Genomic DNA, 17,596 nt, shown 5'->3' with positions numbered 1-17,596 from the left:
GTGATTTTTTTGTGCAAAAAAATCCTGACTCAATAAATGAGTCAGGATTGATTTCGTTACACGAGTTGCGCTTTATACGCTTCGTACTCTTCGTCTGTGAGCGAGACATAGTGTCCTGGCTCAACTTCGCGAAGTGGCGGGATGCTTGAATCTTCATCTGAACGTCCAACTGGACCTTTTGATGTTGACTCGTATACGATCCGCTTACGTGTACGTTCATGCTCCGGGTCCGGAAGCGGAATCGCTGAAAGGAGCGATTTCGTGTATGCATGAATCGGGTTCTCGTAAAGGCGATCTGCTGTCGCAAGCTCTACGAGATGACCTTGATACATAACACCGATACGGTCAGAGATGTATTTAACCATCGACAAGTCGTGAGCGATGAACAAATACGTCAAATCGCGATCGCGTTGCAATTCTTTCAACAAGTTGACGACCTGCGCTTGAATCGAAACGTCAAGTGCAGAAATCGGTTCATCGGCGATGATGAAGTCCGGTTCAACCGCAAGGGCACGGGCAATCCCGATACGCTGACGCTGACCACCCGAGAATTCATGTGGGTAACGGCTTGCGTGTTCTTTCGTCAAACCAACTGTTTCAAGGAGGTCATATACGCGGTTCATGCGGTCTTCTTTCGTCTTCGCAAGACCATGAATATCGATTCCTTCTGCGATGATATCGGCGACCGTCATACGCGGATTGAGCGAGGCGTATGGATCTTGGAAAATCATTTGCATCGCACGGTTGAACTTCAATTTATCTGATTTTGATTTTTTGTCGTGGACGTTTTCGCCTTTGAACACGACATCGCCATCCGTCGCGTCGTAGAGACCGATAATTGTACGTCCTGTCGTTGACTTACCGCAACCAGACTCACCTACGAGTCCGAGCACTTCACCTTTGTAAATATCAAATGTGATTCCGTCGACAGCTTTGACGACACGGCCACGACCAATTTTAAAGTGCTGCTTCAGGTTTTTTACCTCGAGTAATTTCTCGCGTTCCATTATTCAGCACCACCTTTCGTAAACGATTTTGCGAACGCACTGTCTGGACGATATTTGAGAGCGAGTTCACGAATCGCACGTGGCGGATTAACCGATGGTGCTTGTGGGTGTAACAACCAACTTGAAGCAAAGTGTGTATCACTTACTTGGAACATCGGTGGCTCTTTCTCAAAATCAATCTTCATTGCGTATGGATTACGCGGTGCGAACGCATCCCCTTTTGGAGGATCGAGCAAGTTCGGAGGCGTACCCGGGATTGCCGGTAACGCTTCATTGCGGTCATCCGTCGGACGCGGCATCGAACCGAGAAGTCCCCATGTGTATGGGTGACGTGGCTCGTAGAAAATCTCATCAACCGTTCCTTTTTCAACGAGACGTCCTGCATACATAACAGCAACACGGTCAGCCATGTTCGCAACAACACCTAGGTCGTGCGTGATGAAGATAACCGCTGTACCGGTCTTTTGTTGAATATCTTTTAACAGTTCAAGAATCTGTGCTTGAATCGTTACATCGAGTGCTGTTGTCGGCTCATCGGCAATCAACACTTTCGGATTACATGCGAGTGCGATTGCGATCACGATCCGCTGACGCATCCCACCTGAGAGTTGGTGTGGATATTGTTTCAAACGCGCTTCAGGGTTTGGAATCCCTACAAGTGTCAACAATTCGAGCGTGCGTTTCTTCGCATCCTCCCCCGTTAACCCTTGGTGCTGTTTCAACCCTTCAGCGATTTGCTTGTAAATCGTCATCGTCGGGTTAAGTGACGTCATCGGGTCTTGGAAAATCATTGCGATATCGCGACCACGAATTTTTAACATTTCTTTTTCCGAAAGCTTTGCCAAGTCTTTTCCTTCGAACATGATTTCTCCGTTCGTGATCTCACCTGGAGGGTTCGGAATGAGACGCATAATCGCCTTCGAAGTAACGGATTTACCTGAACCCGACTCTCCTACGATGGCGAGCGTCTCGCCTTTTTTCAAATCAAACGAAACACCACGAACAGCTTGAACTGTTCCTGCATATGTGTGGAACGAGACCTCTAAGTCTCGGACTGATAAAATCGTTTCCATGCACGAGTCCCCCTCTTTCTTATTTATTTACGCATTTTCGGATCGAACGCATCACGCAAACCGTCAGCAAGCAAGTTGAAGCTGACCATGAGCAAGACGATGACAATTGACGGAATAACAAGAAGGAACGGGAATGTCCGAAGTTCTTTGTATCCATCGTTAATCAACGTACCAAGTGATGCCTGTGGTGGTTGAAGCCCGATCCCGATAAAGCTGAGAAATGCCTCGAAGAAGATGGCAGATGGAATCGTGAACATAAGCGTGATGATAATCGCACCTAATGTGTTTGGAATCAAGTGTTTGAAAATCAAACGCGTACTAGATGCACCCAATGTGCGAGCTGCCAAGACGAACTCTTGGTTTTTGAGTTTGAGAATCTGACCACGAACGAGTCGACTCATCCCAATCCAGCCTGTAATCGCTAATGCGAGGATGATGGTGAAGACACCCGGGTCAAAGATCAAGATGAACAAGATGATCAAGATCAAGTTTGGTATACCTGTCAAGATTTCAACAATACGTTGCATAATGTTGTCCGTACGACCGCCGAAGTAAGCTGAGATCCCGCCATATGCCACACCGATAATTGTATCGATGATGGCCGCGACTAAACCGATGAAGAGGGAAATCCGTGTCCCTTCCCAAATACGTGACCAGAGATCACGACCGAGATAATCTGTACCGAACCAGAAGTTTTCTTCTACATTCTTTTGCTCGTAGAAGTCGATATCGCGACCGCCGAGTGTCGCAATTCCATCAAAGCCAGCCCATTCGAGACCTGTAACTTTAGGTGGAAGTTTCGCTTGTGAAATGTTTTGTTCATAGGCATCACGACCCGATAACATTGGTCCAAACAATGAAAGTACGACAAGTATCAAAATAATCGAGAGCGAAATGATGGCCGCTTTGTTTTTCTTTAAACGCATCCATGCGTCTTGCCAGAAGTTTAAACTTTTCCCGGCGATTCGCTCACCAAGCTGTTCATTCATCTCAACTGGTGTGAACATGTCTTGGTCGAACTGTTCATAATTCTTTTTGTTTTCAATCATCAGTTATTCCCCCCAAGACGAATACGTGGGTCCACAACCCCATAAAGCAAGTCGACAAGTAAAATGATAATAATGAATAAGCCTGAGAAGAACAATGTCGTTCCCATGATGACAGAGTAGTCGTTCAACGTAATCGACGTGACGAACAACTCACCAAGTCCAGGTACCGCAAAGATTTTCTCGATGACGAATGTACCTGTTAAGAGTCCTGCTGTCATCGGTCCGAGAATTGTGATGGCAGGAATCATGGCGTTACGGACCATGTGTTTCCATACAATCGCGTTACCCGTCAACCCTTTGGCTTTTGCGAGCGTGACATAATCTTGTCCGGTGACTTCAAGCATCTCCGTTCGGACGAAACGGGCAATGACTGCCGTTACCCCGAGCGATAATGAGATGGTTGGTAAAATTGTATGAGCTGGAGATTCCCAGAATGCGACCGGGAGTAACTGTAATTTAACTCCAACATAGTACTGAAGGAGGGCTGCAAAAACGAACGATGGGACGGAAATCCCGATTACCGATACGAACATTGAACCATAGTCAATGACCGTATTGTGACGAATCGCTGCAATAACACCTAACAATACACCTACAAGAGTACCGAGAACTAATGCTTGTACTCCTAGTTGTGCCGAAGGACCGACTCGTTCCATAATCAACTCAGTGACTGGACGGTTAGCTGTACGGAATGATACGCCAAGGTCACCTTGCAACATGTTTCCGATGTACGTCGCATAGCGGACCGGAAGCGGATCATTGAGTCCGTAGCGGTCATTCAACAATTGAATTTGTGATTCTGTCAGTTTTTCCTGGTTCTGATACGGCGAACCTGGGAGCAGGTCCATCAGGAAGAACGTGAACGTGGCAATCAAGAAGAACGTGATGAGGCCGTAAGTCAGCCGTTGTAGGATATAACGTCCCATGAATAAAAACCCCCTGTTTTTTTCTGATTCTTTCTACTACTTGCACCAACAGCTTTACTATGACATATGACTCATTTTTCAAATTCACAAAATGAAAGGAATTTTCTGAAAGATAAGTGTAGACGTCATCTCAAGGCTCTTAGTACAGCGGCTGAAAACAAAGAATACTCGTTTCAGAGATTATTCTGAATTTTCACTGTTACTACATTATACTTTACCAACAAAACATTTGAACAGTGTTTTCTCTTACTTCATTAGAATTTTTTAGAAAATTGGGGACATGCGTTAAGCATGCCCCCTCCTTCCATCACTTAATATCAACGTATTTGTACTGGTAATCAGCACCGAATAATTGACGGTTAAAGTTTTCGATATTTGGACGGATCAAGTATGCCACACCTGCTTGGTAAATTGGCATGATTGCTTGATCTTGTTCAATCAAGAGAGCTTCTGCTTCTTTGAATAAGTCATAACGTGCATCGATGCTCGTTTCAGCAGATGCCTCATCAATCAACTTGTCATACTCAGATGATGAATAGTTGATGTCGTTTTGTCCATTCTCTGAAGTGAAGATACCAAGGTTTGTAAGCGGATCTTGGTAGTCAGGTCCCCAAAGTGCGAATGACATTTGGTAGTCCCCTTTTGCTTCACGCTCAAGTTTGTTGTTGAAAGGTTGTTGTGCGATCTCAACCGTTACGTTCGGTAAGTTCGACTCGATTTGACCTTTCATGTACTCAGAGATTTGTTTTGATACTTCGCTATCGAACGAGAGGAGTTCGATTGTAATCGCTTCTCCATCAGTTGCCTCTTCCCAAAGTGAAGCAGCTTCGTCAGCGTTTGTTTGGAAGTATTCCACGCCTTCTGTGTAATCCGTTCCGTTCTCATATTTGATGAAGTCTTTCGGGATGAATGACGTTGTCGCTACTGAACCGTTGTTCAAGAGCTGATCGATGATTCCTGATGGATCAACCGCACGTGCGACTGCTTTACGTGCATTTACATCAGAGAAAATCTCATCTTCATGGTTGAATTTGAAATATCCAATTGAAGAACGAAGACCTGTGTTGTAATCTTCATCTTCTTGGAATGCTGCGACTTGTTCTGATGCGAGACCAGCGTAGTCAACATCGCCCGCTTCATACAAGTTTACGACGGTAGATGTTTCTTTAACAACTTTCACATCTACTGAATCGAGAGCAACATTCTCAGCATCCCAATATGATTCGTTTTTCGTTAAGACATAGCCCTGTTCACGATCCCATTTAGTCCATGTGAACGGTCCGTTGTAGAGAAGGTTTTCAGGACCAGTCGTGAAGTCTTCACCTTTTTCAGTCGCGAATGCTTCGTTGATCGGAGTGAATGTACCGAACGAAGTAAGTGAAAGGAATGATGGGTCTGGACGCTCGAGTGTAACTTCGAGTGTCTTCTCATCGATTGCTTTAACACCGAGCTCTTCTTTTGGTGTGTCACCAGTGTTGATTGCTTCAGCGTTTTTAATTGTGTTCATGATGTATGCGTACTGTGAGCCTGTTGCAGGATCGACAGCTCGCTGCCAAGCATAAACGAAGTCATTAGCTGTGACCGGTTCCCCGTTTGACCATTCAGCATCACGAAGTGTGAACGTGTAAACCGTCTCGTCTTCGTTTACTTCTGGTTCGCCTTCAGCAAGTGCCGGGACGGCATTTCCATCTTTATCAAGACGGTAAAGACCTTCCATTGTGTTGGCGATCAAATTGAATGCGACTTCATCTGTAGCAAGAGCCGAATCGGCTGTTGTAATATCTGACGTACTCGTCAAGCGAAGAACTTTCTCTCCGTTTGAAGAAGAACCGCCGCCATCAGAGTCTCCGCCTGTTGAACAAGCCGCGAGAACTGAACCGAGTGCCAAGATGATCGTCATCATGAGCAAAATCGATTTTTTCTTCATTGCGATTTCCCCTTTCATTTTGAAAAGCTAGCCGATCGTCGAATGAACATCTTACTTTTTCTTTAATTTTCTGAATATTTCATAAAGTATTCGACGAAAGAACGTTAGGGCTATTGTAAGAAATTTTTAATGAAACTGTCAACTATTGAATGAACCGCTATCATTCGACATCACTTTCTTACTCGCTTTATGCCCTACGTTCCTAGTATCATAGAAGAAACACGGAATGTTGACACATTTCTTTTATCGATTGAAAGGAGATTACATCGTTGAAAAAGTTTCGAAATATATTTTTTGTTTGGGGAATTGTCACACTTCTCTATACCATTTGGTCAATTTTTTCTTATTTCCGAAGTGAATCTTTCACGTTTCACTTAAGTGGTGGCTTATTTGTATCAGGTATACTCATCTTTGCCATCGGGATGTTCTCCCATATGAGTGCATCCGGTCTGTTTGACGGGATCATGTACGGATTTAAGCGCAATCGACGTGCAAAGTTGAAGGAAATTGATGCCGATTACGAAGAGGATGAGGAAGAGGACCCGGAAGATCGGCAGCTTCGTAAACATTCAGCGTGGAACTGGGTGTATGTCGGTGTCGGGAGTATCGCTCTTTCCTTCCTCGTCGCATTGATTTAATCTTTTCGTCACTTGAATCCTGTGCTAAACTAAATGCAGAATAAGAACATTTGGATGAAGACAAGTAATTCAACTACCCTTTTCCCCAGAGAGTCTACGGTGCTGCGAGTAGATGAAAAGTTTTTGAATGAATGGACTTCGGAGTGGCTCGCTTGAACAACAGTATGGCGAGACGGTTCACGCCCGTTAACGCGTTCAAGTGGCATAGTTTATGCAAATTTGGGTGGCACCGCGGTTATTCGTCCCGATTTATTCGGGAGGACGACTGCGGTTTTTATATTCTTCGGAGGTGTATACACATGGCAACGATTTTTTCAGGAATCAAACCGACCGGCGTCGTGACGCTCGGGAACTACTTAGGCGCAATGAAGCAATTCGTCGATCTTCAAGATGACAACAATGCCTATTATTGCATCGTCGATTTACATTCGATTACCGTTCAACTCGACCGTGTCGAGCTCATGAACAACACTCGAAAATTAGCGGCACTCTACTTGGCTTCTGGTCTCGACCCAGAAAAAGCGACGATTTTTGTTCAGTCTGAAGTGAAAGCGCACGCTCAACTCGGATGGATGTTAACGTGTATCGCGGGCATGGGTGAGCTCGGTCGCATGACACAATATAAAGACAAATCACAAGGAAGTGAGAATGTCGGGGCAGGTCTATTTGTTTATCCGACCCTTATGGCTTCGGACATTTTACTTTATAATACGGAACTCGTTCCAGTCGGAGACGATCAAAAGCAACACATCGAGTTGACTCGTGATTTGGCGGAACGCTTTAATAAACGCTATTATGAGACATTCACAATCCCAGAGCCACTCATTCAAAAAGAAGGTGCACGGATCATGTCTCTCACGAATCCTGTAAAGAAGATGTCGAAATCGGATACAAATGCCAAAGGATATATCTCGATGCTCGACGAGCCAAATGTCATCCGTAAGAAGATTAAGAGTGCCGTCACAGACTCGAGTGGTGTCATCTCGTTTGACCGGGAGAATAAACCGGGGATTTCGAACTTGTTAGAAATTTACTCGCTTTCGACAGGGACCCCAATCGATGATCTCGTCAAACAATATGAGAACTCGAACTATGGGACGTTCAAACAAGATGTGGCGGAAGCGGTTGTTGCTCTACTTGAACCAATTCAAGCTCGTTACCACGAGTTGATCGATTCTCCAGAACTCGATGAAATTCTTGATGCCGGTCGTGCCAAGGCTGAAGCCGTCGCGAACAAGAATCTCGCGAAGATTGAAAAAGCAATGGGTCTCAGTCGTAAGCGCGCCAAAGTGAAAAAATAAGCTTGTCGTGACAGAACTCTCCATGTGAGAGTTCTTTTTTGTATTAAAAAATGTACATAAAAAGAGAGACAGGCGTCCCTGTCTCTCTTCGTAAGATGATTTGATTATTCTTTGCCTTCGATTGAAGCCCACTTGTAAGAGTAGTCCGCACCGAATGCGTGCTCAACGATTCCCTTAACGTAAGGTTTCGTGAGGCGAGCCGATCCACGTTGGTAAACTGGCGAGATTGCGTTCTCTTCAAGAACGATTTTCTCCGCAGCTTGAAGGTCAGCCCAACGCTGTTCAGCATCTGTGCTTGATTTCGCAGATTCGATCAACTTATCGAATTCTTCGTTCGACCACTTACCACGGTTGTATGGTCCGTCAGTGACGAAGAGGTCAACGAATGTCATTGGATCTTGGTAGTCAGGTCCCCATCCAGCGAATGTCAACTCGAACTCACCTTTGTTCTCAAGGTCAAGCTTGTTGTTGAACGGCTGTTGCTTGATTGAAACCGAAATTCCTGGAAGGTTTTTCTCAAGCTCACCTTTGATGAACTCACCGATTTGCTTCGCTGACTCTGAGTCATAGTTAAGGAGCTCAATCTCAACTTTGTCTGTTCCGAGCTCTTTAAGACCAGCTTCCCAAAGTTCTTTCGCACGATCAACGTCATAGCCACCGATGTCGCCGTTCGCTTCACGGAAATCTTTACCGTCAGGACCTGTTACGAAGTCTTTCGGTACGAGGTAGTTTGCAGGAATCGAACCATTCGCAAGAAGCGTTTCTGCGATTGCTGCTTTATCGTATGCCGCGTCAATCGCGTTACGGATGTTTTGGTTGTCAAGTTCTTCCACAGCAGTGTTGAACTGGAGGTAGAAGAGTGTTGGTTCAACGACAGTTGAGAACTCTTCGCTGTCTTGGAATTCAGCTACATACTCAGAAGTCAAGCCAGCGCGGTCAACGTCACCGTTTTCATACAAGTTAACACCTGTTGAAACTTCTTTAACGACTTTAACGTTGATTTCTTCAAGTTTAACTGCTTCAGCATCCCAATAGTCTTCGTTCTTGACCATTTTCCAGCCTTGCTCGCGCTCCCAGCTGTCGAGTTTGAACGGTCCATTGTAGAGAGTCGTCTCTGCAGACGTACCGAAGTTCTCGCCTTGCTCTGTATCGAATGACTCAAGTTTTGGCATGAATACGCCGAAGCTAGTCAATCCGAGGAAGTAGTCAGCTGGTGCTGTCAATTTAACTTCAAGTGTTTGATCGTCGATTGCTTTAACGCCTACAGCATCGCGCTCGCCTTCACCAGTGTTGTACGCTTCTGCGCCTTCGATGATTGACATAACGTATGCATATTGTGATGCGTTATCTGGGTTAAGTACTTCTTTCCAAGCGTATTCGAAGTCGTTCGCTGTGACAGGCTCCCCGTTTGACCAAGTCGCACCTTCACGGATTTTGAACGTGTACGTTTTTCCGTCTTCTGAAACGTCGTGGTCTTCAGCCATACCCGGAGTCGGGTTGTCTTCTTCGTCCATGCGGTAGAGACCTTCGTTAACGTTGTTCAATACGTTGAACGAAACAGTGTCCGTTGCGAGTGTCGGGTTAAGTGAAGGAATATCTGAAGAATCGAGCAAGTTGAGGACTTGTGCTTCGTCTGCAGAACCTTCCGAACCTGATCCATTTGAAGACCCTGTGTCTTCTTCCCCTGTCGAACATGCAGCTAGGAATGCACTAGATAGAAGTGTAACCGATGATGCTAAAGCAAAACCTTTTTTCTTATTCATTGCGATGACCCCCTGATTTTTTCGTTTTAACGAAGTGAATGATGGTAGAAAATTCAGTCATTTCTTCTGACAGTATTTGTTACCAAAATCCCGTTGATGCAATAATACAATATTCTGATAATTTTGCAAAGTGTTTATTTTGATTTTTCTAAAAAATTTTATCCATAGTCAAAAAGCCCGCCTACAGTGGCGGGCTTTTAGCTCAATTTTCGTATTTTTTCGCAAAGGTTAGGACATATGAAGGACCGGTGACTGGAAATCCGATATGATCGTATTCTTTTTCAATCATATAAGAACGTCCAGCTTGATAGATTGGCATAACAACAGCCTCTTCTAACAGCTGTGCCTCCGCTTCTCGGAAGATCTCATTTCGCTCTTCCAACCGGTCCGTCGCGCGAGCCCGATCCATCAATTGATCATATGATTCGCTGGCATATCGACTTGAATTCAACACGTCGTTTGTTTCAAATTGAGTCAAGTAGGCGGATAACATCGGATAGTCCGGTTGCCAGCCCGATAATGAAAATGCATAATCCCCTGAGACTTCTTTCCTAACTTTTTCTCCTAGGGGGAGTTCGATGACGTTAACGGTCAAACCATCCAACTGTTCCAAATTCTTCTTTAATTTTGTGGAGATTTGACGCGCTTCATCATCGACAAAGCTGAGCAGCTCGATTTCGATTTCATCTTTCTTCAGACGTTTCTTCACGGTGTCAAACAATTGGTCGGCGTTTCCTTCCAATTGTGCGATCGCAGCTTTTTGGTCGATGACGAGTAATCGTTCTGTCGTCTGTTCTGCTCGTGCGAGTGAATCTTCGATTTCCGTCCGATCAAGCGTCAATGCGATGGCTTGTCGAAACGCTACATCATTAAACGGCGCTTTTTCAACATTCGGCTTCAAATAAAAGACTCCGCTCCGTGGAACGTCCCGTACAGTCAATCCTTCTTGATCAATCGTGGAGACGTCAAAATCGTAAGGGACGGGTTGCATCCCTGTCGCTTCTGACAAGTTCGGTTCACTCTTGATGGTAATCGTTTCGAGTGTGACCTGTTCAGCTTCTCGGTACGTTTCATTTTTATGTAACGAGATGGTCGTATCTTCGATTGCCTTGATTTTAAATGGACCGTTTGTCTCTAGCTCATCCCATTCTTTCACCTTTGGTTGAGGTAAAAATGCGGGCATCGCTAAAATTTGTTCGAACCCTTCCATCGGACGGACTAGAGTCAGCTCGAGCGTCCGGTCATCGATTGCCTTGACCCCTAGCGTATCCGGTTCTTGTTGACCAAGCCCGATTTCTTTTGCAGATTGAACATCTGCGAGTAAGAAGCTGAACGGTGAATTCGTATCAACGTCCACGAGTTTTTGGAAGTGATCGACGAACGTTTGCGCGTCAATCGCATTTCCTTCTGTCGTCACACTCTCTTTTAATGTGAATGTATAGACCGTCCCATCTTCGGATCGCTCTAACTTCTCGACGAGCGCCGGTTCGATGGACCCGTCTGCTCCGAATCGATACAGTCCTTCATATAGATGGGATAGGATCGTTTGAGATGATGGATCAATTGCTAGCATGACATCCGGCTGAGTCGGAAGCGACTCCCCGTAAATCGTCAATTGTTGTTCTTCGACTGGCACTAGTTCGCGTGACTGCTCTCGTTGTTCGTTCCAAACAAATAAAAAAAGGATAAGGACTGAACCTAACAAGGCGGCCACGATGAATGATTTCTTTTTCATTCGTTGCACTCCTTTCTGTTAGACCAACCCTTATACCCTAACCTTTTTTGAATGATTTTTCTACCGTCAGTTCGTCACTTTTGCAAATGCGAGTGTCGCATTGTGGCCCCCGAAGCCGAGTGAGTTACTGAGTGCATAACGAATGTCAAGTTCCCGATTTCCTTCACGTACATAATCTAAATCACAATCTGCAGCTGGTGATTCGCAGTTAATCGTTGGATGAATCTTGCCTTCATGAATCGAAAGTGCTGTGATGACGGCCTCGACGCCACCTGCACCACCGAGAAGGTGACCGATCATCGATTTTGACGAGTTGACGGCGAGTTTATCAGCGTGTTCCCCGAACACACGACGAATCGCTTTCGTCTCGAGCATATCGTTGAGTGGTGTACTCGTTCCGTGCGCGTTGATGTATTGAACATCTTCTGGCGTGATTCCGGCGTCTCGAATCGCCTCACTCATCGCTTTCGAACCGCCCTCAGCTTCAGGGGATGGTGCTGTGATATGGTAAGCATCCGAACTCATCCCATATCCAACAACTTCAGCGTACATTTTCGCACCACGTGCTTTCGCATGTTCATACTCCTCTAAGACGAGCACCCCGGCTCCTTCACCCATAACGAATCCGTCACGGTTTTCATCGAACGGCCGGCACGCCGTGTTCGGGTCCGGATTCGTTGAAAGGGCTTTGTTCGAACAAAAACCTGCGAACGAGAGAGGTGTGATCGGCGCTTCCGCTCCACCTGCGAACATGGCGATCGCATCTCCACGTTGAATGACACGGAACGCTTCCCCGATGGAGTTCGTCCCTGACGCACAAGCCGTCACTGAACAGTTGCTCGGTCCTTTTGCTCCGAGATAGATGGATACTTGTCCGCTCGCCATGTTCGGAATCATCATCGGAATGAAGAACGGGCTGACGCGACGTGGGCCACGGTCATGCAAGATGGCCGACTGTTTGTCAATCGTCTCGACGCCACCAATCCCGCTCCCGATCCAAATCCCGACATCGTCCGCGATGGCTTTCACGTCGAGTCCGCTGTCCTTATGGGCAGCGTCTGCCGCAAGTAAAGAATATTGGATGAAGGAGTCCATCTTACGTGCTTCCTTCGGTTCGACTAAATGATCGATATTCCATTCCTTCACTTCCGCCCCGACCTTGGCCGGATATTGACTGATGTCGATCTTCGTCAACGTATCAATCGCGTTATCCCCTTTTAACAGGCGATCCCACATTGTTGAGACATCGTTTCCTAATGGTGATACGACTCCTAATCCTGTCACTACTACTCGTTTCATAAATGATTCCCCTCCGTAATGGTTGCGTGATTCCATGTCAGACAGCTAGCCCCCCAGGTGAGTCCGGCACCAAACCCTGCGATGACGACCGTTTGTCCATCTTGGATTTTGCCAGACTTGACCGCTTCCGCCAAAGCGAGTGGAATGGACGCTGCTGATGTATTCGCATGGTCTTGAATGGTCATGACCACTTTCTCTTCTTCTAAGTGTAACCGTTCCATCGCAGCGTCGATGATTCGACGGTTCGCCTGGTGTGGAACGAGGACGTCAAGGTCTTCCAACGTCTTATCGGCTTTGTCTAGCGCCTCAAGCACGATTTCGGGCATCTTCCGAACGGCAAACTTGAAGACTTCGCGACCGTTCATGACGATTTTGCCTTCTTCATTTTCATACAGATGTTTGCCACCTGTCCCGTCACTTCCGAGCACAAGTGAGTCAATTGAAGCGATCTCGTCTTCCCCGAGCACGACAGCTCCTGCTCCGTCCCCGAAGAGGACAGCCGTCGATCGGTCATCCCAATCAATCAGACTTCCCATCTTCTCTGCGCCAATGACGAGCGTCTTTTTCAATCCTTTTGAGTCCATGAGGCTCTTCGCCGTGTCCATTGCGAAGATGAAACCGCTACATGCCGCGCTCACATCGAAGGCGACAGCGGCTTTCGCTCCGAGATTCGCCTGCACCACACATGCGGTTGCCGGGAAGGCTGGTGCTGTAGCCGTCGCACAGACGATCGCTTCAATCTCATCGATTGCGACGCCCGCGCTCTGTAACGCCCGTTCAGCGGCACGTGTCGCCATATCCGCGACCGTCACATCACCTTCAGCCAAATGACGTGCCTCGATGCCTGTACGTGTACGAATCCACTCATCGCTCGTATCCATTCGTTTTTCTAAATCGATATTTGTCACCCGATTGTCCGGTAAGAACGATCCGATGCCGATGATTCCAATATTCATATCGTCGACCCCTATTCTTAGTATCTGGTACTAATATAAGGGAATAAAAAGAGGATGTCAATGCATCCTCCTCGTGTAGACTGGATTAAGCTTGTTCTAAACGCTTCGTGACAGCCATGACCATCTTCGCAGAATTGATCGATGCTGTCTCCAAGAACTCATCAAACGACAGATTCGCTTCTTCGTCCGCACTGTCTGAAATCGAGCGTGTGACGACGAACGGGACACCAAACTGATAGCACGTTTGGGCGATCGGGGCAGCCTCCATCTCGACGGCTGCGACGCCATCGAAATGACCGAGGATGTCCGCCACGCGTTTCGAATCGTTGATGAACGAATCTCCTGTCACAATCAATCCCTGGTGCACGTTCACGTCCGGCAAGTTTTCAATGACATCTTTACAGACGCTGACGAGCTTGGCATCCGCCTCATACGCCGGCGGCATGCCTGGTACTTGTCCATACTCATATCCGAATGCCGTCACGTCGACATCGTGATGACGAACTTCCGTCGAGACGACGACGTCTCCGACTTTCATTCCCTTTTTAAAACCGCCGGCAGAACCCGTATTGATGACGACGTCCGGTTTGAACTTATCAATCAAAAGTGTCGTGCCGATGGCTGCATTGACCTTCCCGATGCCTGACTTCAAGATGACAACTTGCATGTTGCCAAGATAGCCCTCATAAAAATGATAGTTCGCGATTTCAGTGTCTACTCGTTCTGTCAACTCGTTCCGAAGTAAATTCACTTCTTCTTCCATCGCGCCGATGATGCCTACTTTCATTCCGCTTCCTCCTCAGAAAGAGAGCGACTTCCAGATAGGAGGTCGCTCAACAATTTATTTGATTTCTTTAATTTCGACGACCATGTCGCCACCTGGTGTTTGCACCGTGACCACATCACCAATCGTACGACCAAGAAGTGCCTTGGCGATCGGTGATTCGTTCGAGATTTTCCCTGTGAACGGGTCTGCCTCAGCTCCACCAACGATTGTATACGTCTCGTCTTCATTATCTTCTTGAATGAAGAACGTTACCGTCTTCCCGATTGAGACAACCGAGTTATCGCCTGCATCATCTTGAATGATGACCGCGTTACGGAGCATCTCTTCTAATTGTGCGATGCGTCCTTCGACCATCGCTTGTTCTTCTTTCGCCGCGTCATATTCCGCGTTCTCTGACAAGTCACCGAAGTCACGAGCAATCTTAATATTTTCAACGACTTCTTTACGGCGGACCGTCTTCAGTTCGTTTAATTCATGTTCGATTTTCGCTTTTCCGTCTAACGTCATATAGTGTTGTTTTTCAGCCATTTCTGTCACTCCTTCATTGTCTCCTAGTATATTACAGCTAGGGTTGAATTGAAAACGATTTATTTCCTCAAGCGCGATTGCGCTCAGTGAGCACCCAACGGATTTTTGTCACGAGTAAATCGATCGCGACAAAGTTTTCCCCGCCTTCAGGAACGATGATGTCTGCATAACGCTTCGTCGGTTCACAGAACTGCAAATGCATCGGGCGGACGACATTCGTGTACTGCGCCACGACCGAGTCGATTGAACGTCCACGTTCATTGATATCACGCTGCATGCGACGCAAGATTCGAACGTCCGCATCTGTATCCACGAACACTTTAATATCCATCAATTCACGCAAACGTGCATCCTCGAGTGCCAAGATTCCTTCGACGATGACGACATCGACGGGCTCGATCAAGATGGTTTCACTTGAACGCGTGTGAGCCGCATAGTCATAGACCGGCTTCTCAATCGCCTGATGTTGTTGTAACTGTTGGATATGTTCAATCAACAAATCGTTATCAAAGGCGAAGGGGTGGTCGTAGTTCGTCTTGTACCGCTCCTCCATGGTCATCTCTGATTGATCCTTATAGTACGCGTCTTGCTCGATCATGACGACCGATTGACCTTGAAACGCATCGACGAGCGCGCGGGCCACGGTCGTTTTTCCTGATCCGGTACCCCCGGCCACGCCAATAATGACGGGTTTATGTTGCATCAAAGTTAAGTCCTCCTCATCGTAATTTACGACTGATTGCTAGGCCATCACCAAGGGGCAAAATTGCAGTATGATAATCGGTCCGTGCCATCAATTGCTCAGTAAACTGCTTCACGAGACGAACGAGCCGGCGTCGGCGTCGGTCTAAGACCGACACGTCCTCTAGCAAGACGTCCCCTCGTAAAAACAAATTATCGCTGTAAATCGTACCACCAATTGGTACTAAAGCGCCATACCCATCAAAAAATTTTTGATATTGTCCTTTTGCCGCATCAATAAACACGGCATCGAATTCACCTTCAATCGATCCAATCAATTCGACGGCATCGCCGTGAATGAGCGTAATCCGATCGCGTACATCCGATCGATTGATGAATCCCGTCGCTTCTTCAAAACGACGAGCATTTCGCTCGATTGTGACGATTTCTGCATCGGGTAACAACTCCGCCATGCGAATGGCACTATAGCCGATGGCCGTCCCCACTTCGAGAATTCGGGTCGGCCGTTGCATCGCCAATAAGGAGAGCAATACTTCCGAACCCGTCAAATCCATGATTGGGACGTGATGGACACGCGCTAACGCCTCCATCTCCGTCAATAGCGAGGAGCGGTCATTGATCAGTTTTTCTACATATCCCTCATAGGATGCATGGTCCACTCGTTCCACCTCTTAACTCTCTTCATTCAAACGACCGGAAGCATCCGCTTCCGGTCGTCCCATCAATTACTGTTTGCTTCTTCAAACGCTTCCCATTCGGAACGGTACTTATTGACGTTTTGTTGGTGATCCTCATAGTCGACCTCGAACAAGACTTCCCCGTTCGGGAACCCTTCACGTGGAGGGCGCGCGTAGAAGTAGATGTTCTCCGTATCGTTCGGGTTGAGTACCGCCTCAAATGCGTCACGGCTCACGGCCGCAATCGGTCCGATCGGGATGCCTTCGTAACGATACGTGTTATATAGAGAGTCGTTCTCTAAGTCCGCGAATGAAGTGAAAATCGATGTTTCCCCCGTTCCGTACCAGACGGTAGGGTCAGATTGTAACTTCATTCCGTCATTTAAGCGATTCTCAAACACACCGGCAATCTCTTTGCGGTCTTCCGTTGACACCGCCTCTTTCTCGACAACGGATGCGAGGGCGAGCGTCTCATGGAACGTACGTCCTGAATCGGCTAAACGATCTTTGTATTCTTGATACATACTTTCGGTTGGCAGTAACATCTCATCGATGATTTCATTGAGTGTTACGCCTTTATTGAATTCATATGTGGCTGGGAACAGGTATCCTTCAAGCGGATGATAGATGCCTTCCTGCAAGACTTCCTCCGTCAACATTTCATGCTCGTTTACGAGAGATTGAATGTATTCACGGTCGCTCAACTGCTCAGAAATCTCTTCTTTCGGGATTTCGGCCACTTTCGCAAGTCGCGCAATCACCTGGTCAATCGTGAATCCTTCTGGAATGACGAGCTTGATATCAGGGACCACAATGACTTTACCTGTTTGCAACGTTTCAATCAATTCATCGATTGATTGTGACGGAGATAACGTATACGTCCCCGCCTGGAACGACGATTCGTTCTTAAAGCGTGTATAGAAACGGAAAATCGTGCTACTCCTTACAAGCCCATTTTCTTCTAGTAATTCACCAATGTATCCCGAACCGGCACCGAGCGGGACTTCGACTTCGACTATTTCTGTCGAAGTGGGATCGATTGGTTCGACGGAACGCTTCACAAAGACATATGCGAGCGCCGACCCTGTGGCGATGACGAGAAGGAAGATGGCCAGGATGACAACCGTGATACGACGGACGATCCGGTTGCGGGCACGTTTCTCATCTGACATAGATGGATGATTCATGCATTTCTCCCCTGTTCTTTTTATAAAGAGAGGCGACGAGG

The 17,596-nt window shown here is 46.8% G+C and carries 16 protein-coding genes and 1 other annotated feature; of the genes, 2 read left to right on the top strand and 14 right to left on the bottom strand.

Going from position 1 to position 17,596, the window contains the following annotated elements:
* Positions 1 to 56: 56 nt before the first annotated feature.
* The 5 genes from KNO65_RS06585 to KNO65_RS06565 form a co-directional block, all read right to left on the bottom strand.
* Positions 57 to 1,007 (bottom strand): ABC transporter ATP-binding protein, encoded by a 951-nt coding sequence (locus KNO65_RS06585; protein WP_214782758.1) that lies wholly within the window; start codon positions 1,005 to 1,007, stop codon positions 57 to 59.
* Positions 1,007 to 2,080: an ABC transporter ATP-binding protein gene (locus KNO65_RS06580; protein ID WP_214782755.1), complete on the bottom strand. Its 1,074-nt coding sequence runs from the start codon at positions 2,078 to 2,080 to the stop codon at positions 1,007 to 1,009. Before KNO65_RS06580 ends, KNO65_RS06585 begins: the two co-directional genes overlap by 1 nt.
* 23 nt (positions 2,081 to 2,103) lie before the next feature.
* The gene (opp3C, locus tag KNO65_RS06575; RefSeq protein ID WP_483297363.1) at positions 2,104 to 3,129 is read right to left on the bottom strand and encodes an oligopeptide ABC transporter permease; all 1,026 of its coding nucleotides are present in this window, start codon (positions 3,127 to 3,129) and stop codon (positions 2,104 to 2,106) included.
* Positions 3,129 to 4,055 (bottom strand): oligopeptide ABC transporter permease, encoded by a 927-nt coding sequence (gene opp3b / locus KNO65_RS06570; RefSeq protein ID WP_214782752.1) that lies wholly within the window; start codon positions 4,053 to 4,055, stop codon positions 3,129 to 3,131. Before opp3b ends, opp3C begins: the two co-directional genes overlap by 1 nt.
* A 307-nt stretch (positions 4,056 to 4,362) precedes the next feature.
* Entirely contained in the window at positions 4,363 to 5,982 is a 1,620-nt protein-coding gene (locus KNO65_RS06565) for a peptide ABC transporter substrate-binding protein (protein WP_214782750.1), read from the bottom strand.
* 269 nt (positions 5,983 to 6,251) lie between these two features.
* On the opposite strand from KNO65_RS06565, the gene KNO65_RS06560 reads away from it, so the two are divergent.
* Together KNO65_RS06560 and trpS are read left to right on the top strand one after the other, a co-directional pair.
* On the top strand, positions 6,252 to 6,620 hold the full coding sequence (locus KNO65_RS06560) for a DUF3899 domain-containing protein (protein ID WP_214782747.1): 369 nt from the start codon (positions 6,252 to 6,254) through the stop codon (positions 6,618 to 6,620).
* A 42-nt stretch (positions 6,621 to 6,662) separates the two neighbouring features.
* Positions 6,663 to 6,870 (top strand) — a binding site (T-box leader).
* 49 nt (positions 6,871 to 6,919) lie between these two features.
* Entirely contained in the window at positions 6,920 to 7,921 is a 1,002-nt protein-coding gene (gene trpS / locus KNO65_RS06555; RefSeq protein WP_015881208.1) for a tryptophan--tRNA ligase, read from the top strand.
* Between the two features lie 104 nt (positions 7,922 to 8,025).
* Here the strand turns inward: trpS and KNO65_RS06550 are convergent, their stop codons facing one another.
* From KNO65_RS06550 to mltG, 9 genes are all read right to left on the bottom strand, one after another.
* Positions 8,026 to 9,684 carry a peptide ABC transporter substrate-binding protein gene (locus KNO65_RS06550; protein ID WP_214782744.1) on the bottom strand — a complete coding sequence of 553 codons (1,659 nt, stop codon included), beginning with the start codon at positions 9,682 to 9,684 and terminating at the stop codon, positions 8,026 to 8,028.
* A 202-nt stretch (positions 9,685 to 9,886) separates the two neighbouring features.
* Positions 9,887 to 11,419 carry a peptide ABC transporter substrate-binding protein gene (locus KNO65_RS06545; RefSeq protein ID WP_214782741.1) on the bottom strand — a complete coding sequence of 511 codons (1,533 nt, stop codon included), beginning with the start codon at positions 11,417 to 11,419 and terminating at the stop codon, positions 9,887 to 9,889.
* Between the two features lie 66 nt (positions 11,420 to 11,485).
* Entirely contained in the window at positions 11,486 to 12,718 is a 1,233-nt protein-coding gene (gene fabF, locus KNO65_RS06540) for a beta-ketoacyl-ACP synthase II (RefSeq protein ID WP_015881205.1), read from the bottom strand.
* A complete protein-coding gene (locus KNO65_RS06535) occupies positions 12,715 to 13,674 on the bottom strand; it encodes a beta-ketoacyl-ACP synthase III (RefSeq protein WP_214684586.1) in 960 nt (319 codons plus the stop codon). The genes fabF and KNO65_RS06535 overlap by 4 nt, the downstream gene beginning before the upstream one ends.
* 85 nt (positions 13,675 to 13,759) lie before the next feature.
* Positions 13,760 to 14,461: a 5'-methylthioadenosine/S-adenosylhomocysteine nucleosidase gene (gene mtnN, locus KNO65_RS06530; protein ID WP_015881203.1), complete on the bottom strand. Its 702-nt coding sequence runs from the start codon at positions 14,459 to 14,461 to the stop codon at positions 13,760 to 13,762.
* 54 nt (positions 14,462 to 14,515) lie between these two features.
* The gene (gene greA / locus KNO65_RS06525; RefSeq protein ID WP_015881202.1) at positions 14,516 to 14,989 is read right to left on the bottom strand and encodes a transcription elongation factor GreA; all 474 of its coding nucleotides are present in this window, start codon (positions 14,987 to 14,989) and stop codon (positions 14,516 to 14,518) included.
* Between the two features lie 67 nt (positions 14,990 to 15,056).
* Positions 15,057 to 15,692, bottom strand: coding sequence for a uridine kinase (gene udk, locus KNO65_RS06520; RefSeq protein ID WP_031421468.1), 636 nt, complete (start codon positions 15,690 to 15,692; stop codon positions 15,057 to 15,059).
* 16 nt (positions 15,693 to 15,708) lie between these two features.
* Positions 15,709 to 16,350, bottom strand: coding sequence for an O-methyltransferase (locus KNO65_RS06515; RefSeq protein WP_214783348.1), 642 nt, complete (start codon positions 16,348 to 16,350; stop codon positions 15,709 to 15,711).
* 62 nt (positions 16,351 to 16,412) lie between these two features.
* Positions 16,413 to 17,555, bottom strand: a complete 1,143-nt coding sequence (gene mltG, locus KNO65_RS06510) for an endolytic transglycosylase MltG (protein ID WP_214782738.1) — start codon at positions 17,553 to 17,555, stop codon at positions 16,413 to 16,415.
* Positions 17,556 to 17,596: the final 41 nt, after the last annotated feature.

Origin of the sequence: Exiguobacterium sp. S3 (genome assembly GCF_018617295.1) — a bacterium.
Classification (GTDB): Bacteria; Bacillota; Bacilli; order Exiguobacteriales; family Exiguobacteriaceae; genus Exiguobacterium; species Exiguobacterium profundum.
This window is presented reverse-complemented; position numbering and strand designations above follow the sequence as displayed.